Here is a 14,874-nt window from a genome sequence, read left to right on the forward strand (position 1 = left end):
AGTTAATATGTCACTGGAAGCCCTGACCACTGAAGCGCTGGCTGCAATTGCAGCGGCTCAAGACCTTGCTACACTCGACCAAGTACGCGTTCAATTTACGGGTAAAAAAAGCCAGCTAGCAGAACAGTCCAAGGCACTGGGCAAAATGGACCCTGAAGAACGTAAGATTCAGGGCGCTGCCATTCATGCCGTACGTGAAGCGATCAATACTGCGCTAACAGAACGTCAGAAAGAATTACAGCAGGCTGCATTACAACAAAAACTTGCCAGTGAGACTATTGATATTACTTTGCCAGGCCGTGGCCAGCGCATGGGCAGTATCCATCCGGTGACTCAGGTGCAAGAGCGCATCTGTCAGTTCTTTACTAAAGCCGGTTTTACTATTGCAACCGGACCAGAAGTTGAAGATGACTATCATAACTTTGAAGCGTTGAATATTCCTGGCCACCATCCGGCACGTGCCATGCATGATACTTTCTATTTTGATGCCAAGCATTTATTGCGTACGCATACTTCGGGTGTACAAATTCGCACTATGGAAACGTCTGAGCCGCCTATTCGTATTGTATGCCCGGGCCGCGTTTACCGTTGTGATTCGGACCAGACCCATTCACCAATGTTTCACCAGATTGAAGGATTATATGTCGCAGAAAATACCAGCTTTGCAGAACTTAAAGGCCTGCTGATTAACCTGCTTAATGAGTTCTTTGAAAAGGACTTGAAGGTCCGTTTCCGCCCTTCATATTTCCCGTTTACTGAGCCTAGTGCGGAAGTGGATATTATGGATGAACGTGGCCGCTGGCTGGAAGTGCTGGGCTGCGGTATGGTACATCCGAACGTACTGCAAGCTGCTGGTATAGACCCTGAAAAATATAAAGGCTTCGCATTTGGTCTGGGAGTAGAGCGCTTCGCTATGCTGCGTTATGGCATCAATGACCTGCGGATGTTCTACCAGAATGATGTGCGTTTCTTGCGCCAATTTGCTTAAGACAAGATTTGAAAATTTGTAAGGTTTAATCGATATGAAAATTAGCGAAAATTGGTTACGTAGCTGGGTAAATCCGGCCATCGATAGTGAAACGCTGTCAAATCAACTGACAATGCTCGGTCTTGAAGTCGATGATATGTCACCGGCAGCAAAACCTTTTACCGGAGTTGTCGTGGGTGAAGTTCTAAGTGTAGAGCAGCATCCTGATGCAGACCGTCTGCGTGTAACGACTGTTAATATTGGTTCGGATGAACCTTTACAGATTGTATGCGGTGCACCTAATGTGCGTGCAGGTATGAAAGCAGCAGTCGCAACAATTGGGGCAGTTTTGCCTGGTGATTTCAAAATTAAAAAAGGCAAACTTCGTGGTGTTGAATCTCAGGGAATGCTCTGTGGTGCCTCTGAAATTGATCTTGAAGATAAACTTGATGGACTGCTTGAGCTGCCAGATGATGCACCGATTGGTATGAACGTCCGTGAATATCTTAATCTTGACGATCATGTCATTGATATCAGTATTACACCTAACCGTGGTGACTGCTTCAGCATTCGCGGTATTGCCCGTGAAATTGGAGTAATTAACCAGTTGGCAGTTACTGCACCTGAAGTTGCAGACGTTGCAGCCACTATTGCCGATGAAAAGAAAGTGATTGTGGACACTGCTGGCTGTCCACGTTACCTGGGCCGGGTTATTAAACATGTAAATACCAAAGCAGCTACTCCACTCTGGATGGAGCAGGCTCTGGCCCGTTCCGGAATTCGTCAGTATAGTATTCTGGTCGATATTACCAACTATGTATTAATGGAGCTAGGCCAACCATTACATGCTTTTGACGCTGGCAATGTACAAGGTGCGGTACATGTCCGTCAGGCAAACCCGCAAGAAAAACTGGTCTTGCTCAATGAGCAGGAAGTTACACTTTCTGAGGATATAATGGTCATAGCTGATGATGAAAAAGCATTAGCAATTGCCGGAATTATGGGAGGCCTGTCTTCTGCAGTTTCTGATGAAACTACGGAAATCTTCCTTGAGTCTGCATTCTTTGCACCACTTGCTATTGCTGGACGTGCCCGCCGTTTCGGACTGCATACGGATGCTTCACAGCGCTATGAACGTGGCGTGGATTTTGAGTTGCCAATGCTGGCCATGAACCGCGCATCTCAATTGATTCAGGAATTGGCGGGTGGTGAATTCGGTCCAATTACAGTGGTGGAACAGTCTGAGCTTTTACCAGCACGTGATGCCATTGAGCTGAAACAGACACAGGTTGACCAATTACTGGGTTATCAGCTTGATGGAGAGTTTATTGCAGATGCTTTAACGCGTTTAGGCTGCTGGGTTGAAACACAAGCTGAAGGACACTGGATAGTTGTGCCACCTTCACATCGTTATGACTTGGCAATATATCAAGACCTGATCGAAGAAGTGGCTCGAATAGATGGTTATGACAACATCCAGATCAGTTTACCGGTCATTGATGTCAAACTGGCAAAATATCAGGATCAGCTTGAGCTTGGGCAATTACGTCAGACTATTGCAACCTTGGGATACCAGGAAGCCATCAGCTTCAGTTTTGCTGATGCTAAACTTGAAAAGCAGCTTAATCCACAGGTACATCCATTAATGTTGGCAAATCCGATCTCAAGTGATCTCGCTGCCATGCGAAGTACTTTATTATCGAGCCTGATTCCATGTGTACAATATAACCTGAACCGTCAGCAAAACCGTGTGCGCCTGTTTGAACTGGGTTTGCGCTTTGACTATCAGAATGCAACTGATATCTCTGGTCTTCAGCAAATTCCAACTCTGGCCCTTATTGCAGTTGGATCCCGTGTACCTGAATCTTGGCATGCTAAAACTCAAGTGATGGATTTCTTTGATTTAAAGGGTGATGTAGAAGCAATTTTGGCAGCAGGCCGGATTAAGGTAGAGTATGTTCCTTCAGAACGATCATGGTTACATCCTGGTCAGTCAGCCGAAATTCTGGTGGATGGAAAAACCGTGGGTTATCTGGGACGTTTGCATCCTTCACTAGAAGATGAGCTTGATTTAGGTATCACTTGGGTTGCCGAACTGGATCAAAAGGCTGTTTTGCAATCTTATGTATCTAATTTTACAGAATTATCACGTTTTCCATCGGTTCGACGTGATATTGCACTTTTAATTAGTGATAAGATAAATGTTAGTGAAATTCAGCAGTTAATCGAACAAACAGGCAGTGAGCTGCTTCACTCAGCTTGGCTGTTTGATGTGTATACGGGTCAAGGTGTTGAAGAGGGCAAACGCTCACTAGCATTTGCGCTGTTGTGGCAACACCCAACACGTACGCTTGAAGATGCTGAAATTAAATCAGGTATGGATAAAATTATTGAAGTGTTGGAAAACACTTATCAAGCGACATTGAGGGCCTCATGACAGCATTAACTAAAGCAGAAATGGCCGATCATCTTAGTGAGCTTACGAGCCTGAACCGCCGTGAAGCGAAACAAATGGTTGAGTTATTTTTTGATGAGATTAGTCAAGCTTTGATTGCCGGTGAACAGGTAAAACTCTCCGGTTTTGGTAACTTTGAGTTACGCGATAAGCGCCAGCGCCCAGGTCGTAACCCAAAAACAGGTGAAGAAATTCCAATTTCAGCACGTCGTGTAGTGACTTTCCGAGCAGGACAGAAATTTAGACAACGTGTGGGGAATGAGCAGGTCGATTGACCTGCTTTTTTTTAATTATTTTTAGGTCGGCTCTGGATTGTAAGACACTGGAGCAGAAATTTTTAAAAACTATAGAAGAAGAGAGGAAAGCCTGAAAGATAATAAAAATGTTAGATAGAATGATAACTTATAATTTTTTAAAGATTTAGACAATAAAAAAGAGAGCCAAAGGCTCTCTTTTTTGACAAATAATCGTATAGATTATTGAGCAGCTTTTTCAGTAGCTGGAGCGTCAGTAGCTGTAGCATTAGTTGCATTAGCATCAGCAGCTGGAGCTTTAGTTGCAGCGTCAGCAGCATCAGTAGCAGCGCCAGCAGCATCAGTAGCAGCGTCAGCAGCTTGGTCAGCAGCTTGAGCAGCATCAGTAGCAGCTTGTTCAGCAGCAGGAGCAGCTTCTACAGCAGCAGCGTCAGCAGCAGTTTCTGCTTCGTTTGCAGCAGCAGTAGCTTCAGTAGCAGCAGCGTTTGCATCAGCAGCAGCATCTTCAGTTTTTTTAGCACAACCAACGAAAGCTAGGGTAGTAGCAACTGCAGCAGCAATAGCGATTTTCTTGAATAACATGGCATCACTCTCATAAAAAAGTTGAGATTAAAAAAAAACCTGAGCCAGCCTGTTTTGTGCTTTTATTATTCCTAACGTTAGATAGGTAACAACGCATGGAGCAGACTAACTGGGCTGTAAATATGCTATCACTGCCATTTTTTAATTACTACTGCCTAACCTTAAAAAAAGGTCAAAAAATGCAAAAAAACGTCTGATTTTTAACAGAAAATAACAATGGAAAATGGAGAATACATTGGACAAGTACTAAATAAATGCTTAAAAGTTATAGGTTTTTTTAAATGAAGGCTTTATTAATCAAAAGCTTGTAATCAAATTAAACATGAAGTTAAGTCGTTTGTATCAATATGTAAAACTTGTCAACTAAAATATAAAGGCCATCGTTATAGATGGCCTTTATATTATGAGTACTTACTTTACAGTTCTTTGCTTATTGCTTGCGTTTCATCTGATCAAAGAAATCATCATTGGTCTTGGTTTCTTTCATACGGTCAAGCAGGAATTCCATAGCTGCCAGTTCATCCATAGGATGAAGAAGTTTGCGCAGAATCCAGACTTTACGCAGATTCTCTTCACTCATCAGGCGCTCTTCACGACGCGTTCCTGATTTCTTGATATTCATAGCAGGGAAAACACGCTTTTCTGCAATACGGCGGTCTAGGGTAATTTCTTGGTTACCTGTACCTTTAAATTCCTCATAGATGACGTCATCCATCTTGCTGCCAGTTTCAATCAGGGCAGTTGAGATGATCGTCAAAGAGCCGCCTTCTTCGATATTACGTGCAGCACCGAAGAAACGTTTAGGACGTTCTAAAGCATGTGCATCTAAACCACCAGTCAGTACTTTGCCTGATGATGGAATTACCGTGTTATAAGCACGGGCCAGACGGGTAATCGAGTCAAGCAGGATTACCACATCTTTTTTATGTTCAACCAGACGTTTAGCTTTTTCAATAACCATTTCAGCTACCTGAACATGGCGAGCAGGTGATTCATCAAAGGTAGATGCGACCACCTCACCACGAACCGTCCGCTCCATTTCAGTTACTTCTTCTGGACGCTCATCGATGAGCAGCACGATCAGAAAAACTTCCGGGTTGTTACGAACAATTGACTGAGCAATATTCTGCAGCAACATGGTCTTACCAGCTTTCGGTGGCGCTACAATAATTGAACGCTGACCTTTACCAATCGGTGCAACCAGGTCAACCACACGCGCTGTCAAGTCTTCCGTTGTACCATTACCAAGTTCCATCACTAGCTGTTCGGTTGGAAAGAGTGGGGTCAGGTTTTCAAAGAGAATCTTGTTACGTGAGTTTTCAGGTGTGTCATAGTTAATCTGGTTAACTTTAAGCAGGGCAAAATAACGTTCACCCTCCTTTGGCGGACGAATAGTACCTGTAATGGTATCACCCGTACGTAAATTAAAACGGCGAATTTGGGATGGACTGACATAGATATCGTCTGGGCCTGCGAGATAAGAACCCGCAGCTGAACGTAAGAAGCCAAAACCGTCAGAGAGAATTTCAAGTACACCATCACCAAAAATTTCTTCGCCATTCATAGCATGACGTTTCAAGATGGCAAAAATAATATCTTGCTTGCGGTTACGAGCCATTCCTTCAAGGCCCATAAACTCAGCAATTTTAATAAGTTCGCCAATCGGTTTTTTCTTGAGTTCGGTTAAGTTCATAGATGGTCAGATAGGTCTAAAAAGGGACATATGAAGTGGAAGTTAAGAAGAAGCAAAAGTCGGCCGCATGCAATATGAGTAAGTCCGTCGTAATTGCACAATAACAAACTCAGATGACTGATTAGTTGTATCGAAGAGAAATGTATAAAACACTTTCTGTTGCCGAGCGGCGATCTTATGTTTTGTATCTTTTAAGAAAGTGGAGAGCGAGAATTGCTCCAACGTTTCTTGAGCATGAAATATAAGTCAGAACAGGAAGTTTGTCAATTTAAGCATGAAAAAAATACGCTATTTTATAACAGCGTATTTTTATAACGGATGTTTAAAACCAGATTAGATATTTTCGTCAATAAATGCAGCCAGTTTCGAGCGTGGAGCAGCACCTACCTGTTGACCTACAACTTCGCCATTTTTAAACATCAACAGCGCTGGAATATTACGGATATTGTATTTTACAGCCGTATCTTCGCATGAAGTCACGTCAACTTTAACGATTTTAACCTTGCCTTCGTATTCACGTGATAAATCTTCAAGTACAGGAGCAATTGCCTTACATGGGGCACACCATCCTGCCCAGAAATCTACCAGCACTGGAGTTTCAGCGTCCAGAACATCTGCCTGGAAGTTTTCATCAGTTGTATTAACAATATTAGCAGACATGGGTATGACTCCAAAAGTATTTTAAAGATAGCATTGTAATTTTGCGAATATTACACAGCCATCAGGTTCAATGAAAGAGTTAAAGTTATTTTTCCTCTTATCTGTTGTTTTGTCTAATGGAAGCTCGCGATACTGACAATCGTGATACACAATCATTAAGTAAAACAAAAAATATAAACTCGAGTAAATGTTGAGTAAACGTCTTTTAAATTCATAGCATGTGAATTACTCTAAGCGACAATTCGGTGAAGGTATGTGTAAAGAATGTCTGATTTTTTGATCGATGAAGAATTGCTTGCTGCCATAGACATGGGGTCAAACAGTTTTCATCTTGCAATTGCCAGAGTTGATCATGGGGAAGTCAAAAAAGTTGCCTCAATGTCAGAAAAAGTTCAACTGGCAGCCGGCCTTGATGAAAATAAAAACTTGACTGAAGCTGCACAACAGCGGGGTTTAGCCTGCCTTGCCCGTTTTGTGGCGCGTTTGGGTTCAGTACAACCTACCCGCATGCGAATTGTAGCAACCAATGCCTTGCGTCAAGCGAAAAACGGGCATGAATTTATTCAAAAAGCTGCCGAAATTTTGCCAAAGCCGATTGAAATCATTGCAGGGCGTGAGGAAGCCCGCCTGATTTATCTGGGCGTTTCACATACTATTGCTAATGGTGGCCGCCGGCTAGTCGTCGATATTGGTGGCGGTTCAACTGAGCTGATTATTGGTGAAGAGTTTGAACCCTTGCATACTGAATCCTTACAGATGGGTTGTGTGGCCTATACCAAAGCTTATTTTGCTGACGGCTCTATTTCTGTAAAAGCTTTTGATAAAGCCGTGGTTGCTGCACGTAAAGAGCTCTCTGCAATAGCTAACACCTATAAAACTGAAGGATGGGATACTGTCGTAGGCTCAAGTGGAACCATTAAGGCCTGCCGTCAGATCATGGTTAATATGGGGTTGAGTGACGAGCAGGAAAAAGTTACCCGTGAAGGTCTATATAAATTAAAAGATAAACTGCTTAAGTTTAAGCATGCTTCTGAAATTGATTTCGAAGGTTTAAAAGATGATCGGCGTGCTGTTTTACCTGCCGGGATTGCCATCTTGTATGCTGTATTTGAAGTCCTGGAGCTAGATAAACTGGTGTATTCAGATGGTGCACTTCGTGAAGGGGTGATGTATGACCTGTTGGGACGTTTTAAGCATGAAGATATTCGGGACCGTAGTGTACAGGCATTGATGGGACGCTATAACGCTGATCCGAAACAGGCAGAGCGTGTAGTAAAAACAGCCCAGCAACTATTTGATGGCGTGGCAGAATCATTAAATCTGACTTGTGATGACCGTGATCTGCTACGTCGTGCCGCCTATGTGCATGAAATTGGTCTTGCAATCAGTCATGGTGGATATCATCGTCATGGGGCCTATTTACTTCAACATTCTGATATTCCGGGATTCTCCCAGATTGATCAAAATCATCTGTCTCGGCTGGTGGGCTTTCATCGCCGCAAGCTGCGTCATGAAGCAAAAATTGAAGTAACGCGGGCAGGAGGCGAAAAACTGGCCTATCTTTGCCTGTTATTACGTTTAGCAGTTTTAATCAATCATAGTCGCAGTGATCAGGTGCTTCCTGCCATTGAACTGTCTGTAGTAAATGATCAACAATGGCAACTCAGTGTTTCGGGTGATGCCAAACAATGGCCTCTGCTGATTGCAGATTTGCAGGATGAGCAAGTGCAGTTCAAGCATTGGGATATTGAGTTGAATATTCAGTCGGAAAAATTTATCAATTAACTCAATTTTGTTAATTCAGGAATAATACTCGGCCTATGAAGAACAAAGCTGCTCAATCTAAAGCATGGAAAACAGTTCAAATTGCACGTCACCCGGAACGTCCGCAATTTCTGGATTATGTGGGCGAAATTTTTACAGAGTTCGATGCGTTGCATGGTGATCGCGTTTTTGGCGATGATGGCGCGATGATCGGCGGATTGGCTCGTTTCAATGGTCAGCCGGTGATGGTGGTAGGACAGCACCGCGGTCGTAGCACTCGTGAAAAATTGCAACATAATTTCGGGATGTGCAATCCTGAAGGCTATCGCAAGTCACAACGTCTACTCGATATGGCAGAGCGATTCAATCTGCCAGTATTTACGTTTATTGACACTATGGGCGCATACCCGGGTGTAGGGGCTGAAGAGCGGGGACAGGCTGAAGCTATTGCCAGTAGTCTTGCCCAGCTTTCAAGCCTGAAAGTTCCGGTTATTGCAACGGTACTGGGTGAAGGTGGTTCTGGCGGTGCGCTGGGGATCGGGGTTGCAGACCGCGTGATTATGCTGTCACACAGTATTTATTCGGTAATCTCGCCAGAAGGATGTGCCTCTATTTTATGGAAAACTGCTGAAAAGGCAGAACAGGCCAGTGAAGCGTTATCATTAACAGCAGATAAACTTCAGGCACTGGGTATTGTAGAATATGTCGTCGATGAAGGTGAGGGAGCACATTTACATCCTGAACTGGTTATGGACCGTCTTCAAGAAGTGCTTAAACAGGCACTTGATGAATTGAAAGGAATGGATGCTAGCGAACGATGCGAGGCACGTTACCAACGTTTAATGAAGTTTGGCAGCGAGAATTCAGGTCTGGTTGCTTAAAACAGCTTGAGCAGTTTTCACCAGAAACTTCTTTCCTGATCGGATGTAGTGGGGGCATGGATTCCATGCTCCTATTATATTTTATGGCGGCGCTTTGCCCCGGACGGATCAGGGCTATCTATGTTGATCACCAATTACAGGCTCAGAGTAGGGACTGGGGTATTCATGTGCAAGCTGAATGTATGAAGCTTGATGTTCCATGCATTGTGCAGCCTGTACATGTAAATGCAGGTAATCTTGAACGTCAGGCCCGTGAAGCGCGCTATCAGGCTTATCATCAGCATATTAAATCTGGCGAAGTACTTGTTCTTGCCCATCATCAGCAGGATCAGGCAGAAACCGTATTGTTAAGATTGTTTTCTGGCACGGGTATTTCTGGACTCTCTGCTATGAAACAGTTGGATCAGCGTCATGAAATGCCAATCTGGCGTCCGATGCTGTCCCTCTCCCGTGAGCAGATTTGCCAATGGGCTGAACAATTAAACATCAGTTTTATTGATGATCCTTCAAATAATAATACCTATTACGACCGTGCCTGGTGCCGAACAATGCTTTGGCCGCTCTTAGCTTCCCGCTTTTCTAAAATGCAGCAGGCAGTCACCCGCACAGCTTTATTAATGCAGGATGCCGATGAGATTCTGCAGGAAGTATTACAAGAGGATTTAAAAAACTGTGGCAATGCACAGCAGCTTGATCTCGCAAGATTAAAATTACTTTCAAAACCCCGACAGCGACAACTGCTTTCAGCATGGATGAAAGGTGAAGGTATATATCGGCCAGCTTTTGAAATGGTTGAGCGGATTCAGCATGAAGTTATTGCTGCCAAAGCCGATGCACAGGCGGCGCTACACTGGAACAAGTATTATTATATTCGTTATCACGGGCAGCTTCACCGTTTACAGACAGATGAATATCTGGCTGAGAAAAATACTCAGCTCATTTTTGAACAAAGTTTTATTCCCGAGCTTTCTCATGTTTACCAAACTGCTTCTGGCCATTATCAAATTCAAACGCAAGCAGTGGGTTTATCAGCAGATTTATTGAAGCAGAATCTTGTATTAACATCGCGGCAGGGTGGGGAAAGAATTCATCTTTATGGCCGTGTAGGTGCATGGCCGCTCAAAAAGGCTATTCAGGAAGCACAAATTTTTCCTTGGCAGCGTCATCAGATTCAAATATTAAGCCGAGATAATGTTATGCTTGGGGTTTTTACGCCCAAAGGGTTTTGGTTGGCGCAATCTCCATATTGTGAGCGAGGTGGCTGGCAACCGGTATTAATCACTCAGCAACAACAAATGTAAATGACGAGCATTGAACATGAGTACAGCTTTAAATTGCAATATCTGTTTTATTGGCGGTGGCAATATGGCACAAGCCTTAATTGGTGGCCTGTTAGCACGTGGGTTGCCTGCTACCCGTATTACAGTAGCTGATCCGGTTGAACAGATTCGTTCGTTGCTTCAGGAAAAAGATATTCATGTGACTGAAGACAATGTTGCAGCTATTCATGATGCCGATGTGGTCGTTCTGGCTGTTAAACCACAGGTATTGGCTAAGGTATTGCAACCTTTAAAAGGTCTGTTTGCTGGAAAACTGCTTATTTCAATTGTAGCAGGTGCTCAGATTGCAACTATCGCTGAGCTGGTCGAGAGTGATCAGGTGGTACGGGTAATGCCGAATACACCGGCACTGGTACAGACTGGTGCACACGGATTATATGCCAGCCCTGCTGTGCAGCAGGCGGACCGTGATCTGGCTAGCCAGATTCTGGCATCGACCGGTTTGACCTTGTGGGTTAATACCGAAGAACAGATTGATGCTGTTACTGCGGTCTCTGGGTCTGGCCCGGCATATTTTTTCTATATGATGGAAAGTATGATACAGGCGGGTAAAAATCTTGGTCTGGATGAGAAAGTAGCCACCGCACTGACTTTACAAACAGCTTTAGGTGCTGCACAAATGGCGATTACCAGCTCCAGCTCACCGTCTGAGTTACGTAAAAATGTAACCTCACCGAACGGCACGACACAGGCTGCACTGGAAATGTTTGATCGTGCACAGATTTCCCAAAACATTCAGGCTGCACTTGCTGCAGCGAAAAAACGCAGCCAGGAACTCGCACAAGAGCTGAGTGAAAGCACTAAATAATTTGATTTGATTAGGAAAGTTAAAGTATGGGTGCAAATTCTGCGCTAATTTTTGGCATTATCATTAACGTAGCGATTTTGCTCGTCTTCTTCCGTTTCTTGGTCCAGTTGGCTGCGGTGAATCCTTATAACCCGGTAGTAATGTCTACGGTCAAGGCAACCAAGATTGTTGATGTGTTCGGCCGTATCCTGCCAACACTCGGTAAAGGCCGTGTAAATCTGGCAGCTCTGGTTCTGATCGTGGTGTTATATCTGCTTAAGATTTTCGGCCTGATGTATCTGTCTGGTGTTATGCCAAACAGCCCTGTGCATCTGGTGATCTTGACTTTTGTGACCATGATTCAGGATTTATTACGTTTCTGTCGCTATCTGATTTTTGCAACGATTATCTTAAGCTGGGTGGTGATGTTTACCCAGTCGCGTGGGCCTTATATTGAAGTCATTCAAGATCTGGCTGAACCTTTATTGGCACCGTTTCGCCGCTTGATGCCCAATATGGGGATGATTGACCTGTCTCCAATTTTGGCATTCCTGGCGCTCTATATTGCCGAGATTTTGATGAATGAAGTTGCCCGGATTTTGTTAGTAGGTTTATAAAGCGCTAAAATAAAAAAGGACCGTTAGGTCCTTTTTTATTTTCTGGTGATTGGGTAAAGCAAGTCGTAACTTAGTGTGCTTCTTCCCAGTTACAGCCTTTACCTACTTCTACCAGTAAAGGTACAGAGATTTCGACTACCGACTCCATAACCTCAGCCAGTTGAGGGGCCAGCTCATCTGCAATATTTTCATCAACCTCGAATACCAGTTCATCATGAACCTGAAGTAATAAACGTGCCTGATCTTTCGGCAAGATTTTATCTACCGCAATCATGGCCAGTTTAATAATATCTGCCGCGCTTCCCTGTAATGGTGCGTTAATCGCAGCACGTTCAGCTGCTTTGCGTACCATCATGTTACGGGCATCAATATCTGGTGTATATAAACGGCGACCAAATAGCGTGTCTACAAAGCCCTGTTCCAAAGCCAGTTGACGGGTACGTTGCATATACTCATAAATTCCCGGATAACGGTGAAAATACTGTTTGATATAATCCTGCGATTCCTGACGGGTAAAACCAAGCTGACGAATCAGACCGAACTCAGACATGCCATACAGTAATCCAAAGTTTACAGCTTTAGCCTGCCGGCGCTGGTCATTGGTGACATCTTCAAGGGCGATTCCCAAAACTTCAGCTGCTGTACGGCGATGAACATCCTGTCCGTGGCGGAAAGCATCTAGCAGGGCATCATCTTGCGAGAAATGGGCCATTAGACGCAATTCGATTTGCGAATAGTCAGCAGCCAGCAAGACACGACCAGCCGGAGCAATAAAGGCTTTACGAATCTGTCGGCCAATTTCTCCGCGAATTGGAATGTTTTGTAAGTTCGGATCAGATGATGACAGACGTCCGGTGGCAGTAAGTGCCTGATGGTAGCTGGTATGTACCCGATGGGTAGAATTATTGGACTGCTTGACCAGAGCATCTGTATAGGTGCTCTTTAATTTAGCAAGACTGCGGTGTTCCAGAATTACAGCAGCAATTGGATGCTCGATTTTTTCCAGAATACTTTCGCTGGTACTGAACTGGCCTGTGGCAGTCTTTTTACCACCTTTAATGCAGAGCTTTTCAAAAAGCACTTCACCTACCTGTTTCGGAGAAGCAATATTGAACGTTTCACCAGCCATTTCCATCGCTTGCTGTTCTAGCTCCTGCATGGTTTTGGCAAACTCTACGCTAAGCTGGTCCAGAAAGCCGTGGTCTAGACGTATACCATCTTCTTCCATACCCGTCAGAATACGGGCAACCGGCATTTCAATATTATATAAAATATTGCAAAGTTCCGGATGAGCTTTTAATTTTTCAGCCAGTACTTCATAGAGACGATAAGTAACGTGAGCATCTTCGGCTGCATAAGGTGAAGCCACTTCCAGCTCAATCTGGTTAAAACTCTTCTGCTTGGCACCTTTCCCCGCAACCTGCTCAAAGGTAGTGGTCAGGTGACTTAAATATAGGCGCGCGACATCATCCATACCATGACGGGTAGCCACCGAGTTCAGCACGTAAGAGGCCAGCATGGTGTCAAAAAACCAGCCCTTGAGTTCAATTCCATGATTGGCAAAAATATGGGCATCATATTTAAGGTGATGGCCAATTTTTTCAACCTGATCATTTTCCAGAATAGGCTTGATTTGAGCCAGAACCTGTTCACGGTTCAGCTGCTCAGGTGCACCTGCATAGTCATGTGCCAGAGGAACGTAATATGCATCTTTTGCATCAAAGGCGACAGAGAAGCCGACCATTTCTGCTACACGGTAGTCCAGACTTGTTGTTTCAGTATCAATAGCAAAACGGGTTTCGCTAGACATACGCTGAAATAGCAGTTCCCAGTCTGCTTGGGTCAGCACGGTATGATAAGTTGCTTCGCCCAGCCGGTCTTCTTCACTGCTCAAAGTAGCATGTTCATCTGGTATGTCTTTATTTGCAGGTAAAGCCGTAGCTTGAGCTGAAGCCTGTTTATAAGTAGTGTTATTTGGATTATGGGGGTGATCTAGGGATTGTAGCTGATTACGGAACTCAAGTTCGGTATACAGATTGCGCAAGGTTTCTACATGTGGATCTGCCAGTTTTAGATCCTCCCAGCTTATATTCAAGTCAAGATCACATACAATGGTAGCCAGCTGATGGTCAATGGTTATACCTTCGAGATTGTCCTTAATACTCTGGCCGACTCTACCCTTAATATGTTCTACATTTTCTAGGATGCCTCCGAGTGAACCGTATTCATTGAGTAGTTTAGCAGCAGTTTTTGCCCCTACACCTGGTACACCCATAATACCATCTGAGGCATCACCCATCAGGGTCAGGTAGTCAATAATCTGGTGAGGCCATACTCCAAACTTCTCAAAGACTCCCTGAATATCCATCGGTTTGTCTTTAAAACTGTCTTCCAGTGTCACTTTATCTGTGACCAGCTGTGCCATATCCTTGTCACCAGTAGAGATCAGGACCTGATGGCCGGCAGCTTCAGCGCGTTTTGCCAGTGTTCCAATAATGTCATCAGCTTCGGCACCCGGCAGGGAATAAAGGGGAATACCTAAAGCCCGGATCAGGGCATGCAGATAAGGAATCTGCTGGGAGAGTTCACTTGGCATGCTTGGGCGGTCACCTTTATAAAGTGGCGACAGCTCATGGCGGAAAGTAGGCTCGGGTGTATCAAAAATTACAGCCATATGGGTGGGCTGGATGCGGCGCATCAGTTTTTGTATTGCAGAAATCGCGCCACGGATTGCATTGGTATGTAACCCGGTTGAAGTGGTTAATTGAGGCAGCGCATGAAATGCCCGGAATAAAAAATAGGACCCGTCAACCAAGACAAATGGTGGCATTGAATACTTCCTTACAATCGAATGGCTTTATTCTACGTGAATTT

Annotated in this window: 12 protein-coding genes; 8 read left to right on the forward strand and 4 right to left on the reverse strand. The window is 44.3% G+C overall.

Features of this window, described 5'->3' with window-relative positions; all coding sequences use genetic code 11:
• Positions 1-7: 7 nt before the first annotated feature.
• Genes pheS through ABZP31_RS02640 form a run of 3 tightly spaced genes read left to right on the forward strand, consistent with a single transcriptional unit; the run spans position 8 to position 3,697 of the window.
• A complete protein-coding gene (gene pheS / locus ABZP31_RS02630; protein WP_005016174.1) occupies positions 8-988 on the forward strand; it encodes a phenylalanine--tRNA ligase subunit alpha in 981 nt (326 codons plus the stop codon).
• 34 nt (positions 989-1,022) lie between these two features.
• Positions 1,023-3,404 (forward strand): phenylalanine--tRNA ligase subunit beta, encoded by a 2,382-nt coding sequence (gene pheT, locus ABZP31_RS02635; RefSeq protein WP_005023530.1) that lies wholly within the window; start codon positions 1,023-1,025, stop codon positions 3,402-3,404.
• Entirely contained in the window at positions 3,401-3,697 is a 297-nt protein-coding gene (locus tag ABZP31_RS02640; protein ID WP_005016170.1) for an integration host factor subunit alpha, read from the forward strand. The genes pheT and ABZP31_RS02640 overlap by 4 nt, the downstream gene beginning before the upstream one ends.
• Before the next feature lie 201 nt (positions 3,698-3,898).
• Here the strand turns inward: ABZP31_RS02640 and ABZP31_RS02645 are convergent, their stop codons facing one another.
• From ABZP31_RS02645 to trxA, 3 genes are all read right to left on the reverse strand, one after another.
• Positions 3,899-4,258, reverse strand: a complete 360-nt coding sequence (locus ABZP31_RS02645; RefSeq protein ID WP_005016168.1) for a hypothetical protein — start codon at positions 4,256-4,258, stop codon at positions 3,899-3,901.
• A 430-nt stretch (positions 4,259-4,688) separates the two neighbouring features.
• Positions 4,689-5,951 (reverse strand): transcription termination factor Rho, encoded by a 1,263-nt coding sequence (gene rho, locus ABZP31_RS02650; protein WP_005016165.1) that lies wholly within the window; start codon positions 5,949-5,951, stop codon positions 4,689-4,691.
• 333 nt (positions 5,952-6,284) lie between these two features.
• On the reverse strand, positions 6,285-6,611 hold the full coding sequence (trxA, locus tag ABZP31_RS02655; RefSeq protein WP_005016162.1) for a thioredoxin: 327 nt from the start codon (positions 6,609-6,611) through the stop codon (positions 6,285-6,287).
• A 264-nt stretch (positions 6,612-6,875) separates the two neighbouring features.
• On the opposite strand from trxA, the gene ppx reads away from it, so the two are divergent.
• The 5 genes from ppx to ABZP31_RS02680 are packed head-to-tail and all read left to right on the forward strand — an operon-like array spanning position 6,876 to position 12,000.
• A complete protein-coding gene (ppx, locus tag ABZP31_RS02660; RefSeq protein WP_111280458.1) occupies positions 6,876-8,396 on the forward strand; it encodes an exopolyphosphatase in 1,521 nt (506 codons plus the stop codon).
• A 35-nt stretch (positions 8,397-8,431) separates the two neighbouring features.
• On the forward strand, positions 8,432-9,256 hold the full coding sequence (locus ABZP31_RS02665; protein WP_111280460.1) for an acetyl-CoA carboxylase carboxyltransferase subunit alpha: 825 nt from the start codon (positions 8,432-8,434) through the stop codon (positions 9,254-9,256).
• Positions 9,193-10,557 carry a tRNA lysidine(34) synthetase TilS gene (tilS, locus tag ABZP31_RS02670; protein WP_248133965.1) on the forward strand — a complete coding sequence of 455 codons (1,365 nt, stop codon included), beginning with the start codon at positions 9,193-9,195 and terminating at the stop codon, positions 10,555-10,557. The genes ABZP31_RS02665 and tilS overlap by 64 nt, the downstream gene beginning before the upstream one ends.
• 10 nt (positions 10,558-10,567) lie before the next feature.
• A complete protein-coding gene (gene proC / locus ABZP31_RS02675) occupies positions 10,568-11,404 on the forward strand; it encodes a pyrroline-5-carboxylate reductase (protein ID WP_171057103.1) in 837 nt (278 codons plus the stop codon).
• Positions 11,405-11,430: 26 nt separating this feature from the next.
• On the forward strand, positions 11,431-12,000 hold the full coding sequence (locus ABZP31_RS02680) for a YggT family protein (RefSeq protein ID WP_005016149.1): 570 nt from the start codon (positions 11,431-11,433) through the stop codon (positions 11,998-12,000).
• Between the two features lie 70 nt (positions 12,001-12,070).
• On the opposite strand, the gene polA is transcribed toward ABZP31_RS02680, so the two are convergent.
• On the reverse strand, positions 12,071-14,830 hold the full coding sequence (polA, locus tag ABZP31_RS02685) for a DNA polymerase I (RefSeq protein ID WP_034679536.1): 2,760 nt from the start codon (positions 14,828-14,830) through the stop codon (positions 12,071-12,073).
• Positions 14,831-14,874 lie beyond the last annotated feature (44 nt).

Origin of the sequence: Acinetobacter sp. FL (assembly GCF_040744925.1) — a bacterium.
GTDB lineage: Bacteria > Pseudomonadota > Gammaproteobacteria > Pseudomonadales > Moraxellaceae > Acinetobacter > Acinetobacter radioresistens.

Coding starts and splice junctions, on each gene's coding strand:
- pheS (WP_005016174.1), top strand. CDS start 8: ATGTCACTGGAAGCCCTGACCACTGAAGCGCTGGCTGCAATTGCAGCG.
- pheT (WP_005023530.1), top strand. CDS start 1,023: ATGAAAATTAGCGAAAATTGGTTACGTAGCTGGGTAAATCCGGCCATC.
- ABZP31_RS02640 (WP_005016170.1), top strand. CDS start 3,401: ATGACAGCATTAACTAAAGCAGAAATGGCCGATCATCTTAGTGAGCTT.
- ABZP31_RS02645 (WP_005016168.1), bottom strand. CDS start 4,258: ATGTTATTCAAGAAAATCGCTATTGCTGCTGCAGTTGCTACTACCCTA.
- rho (WP_005016165.1), bottom strand. CDS start 5,951: ATGAACTTAACCGAACTCAAGAAAAAACCGATTGGCGAACTTATTAAA.
- trxA (WP_005016162.1), bottom strand. CDS start 6,611: ATGTCTGCTAATATTGTTAATACAACTGATGAAAACTTCCAGGCAGAT.
- ppx (WP_111280458.1), top strand. CDS start 6,876: ATGTCTGATTTTTTGATCGATGAAGAATTGCTTGCTGCCATAGACATG.
- ABZP31_RS02665 (WP_111280460.1), top strand. CDS start 8,432: ATGAAGAACAAAGCTGCTCAATCTAAAGCATGGAAAACAGTTCAAATT.
- tilS (WP_248133965.1), top strand. CDS start 9,193: ATGCGAGGCACGTTACCAACGTTTAATGAAGTTTGGCAGCGAGAATTC.
- ABZP31_RS02680 (WP_005016149.1), top strand. CDS start 11,431: ATGGGTGCAAATTCTGCGCTAATTTTTGGCATTATCATTAACGTAGCG.
- polA (WP_034679536.1), bottom strand. CDS start 14,830: ATGCCACCATTTGTCTTGGTTGACGGGTCCTATTTTTTATTCCGGGCA.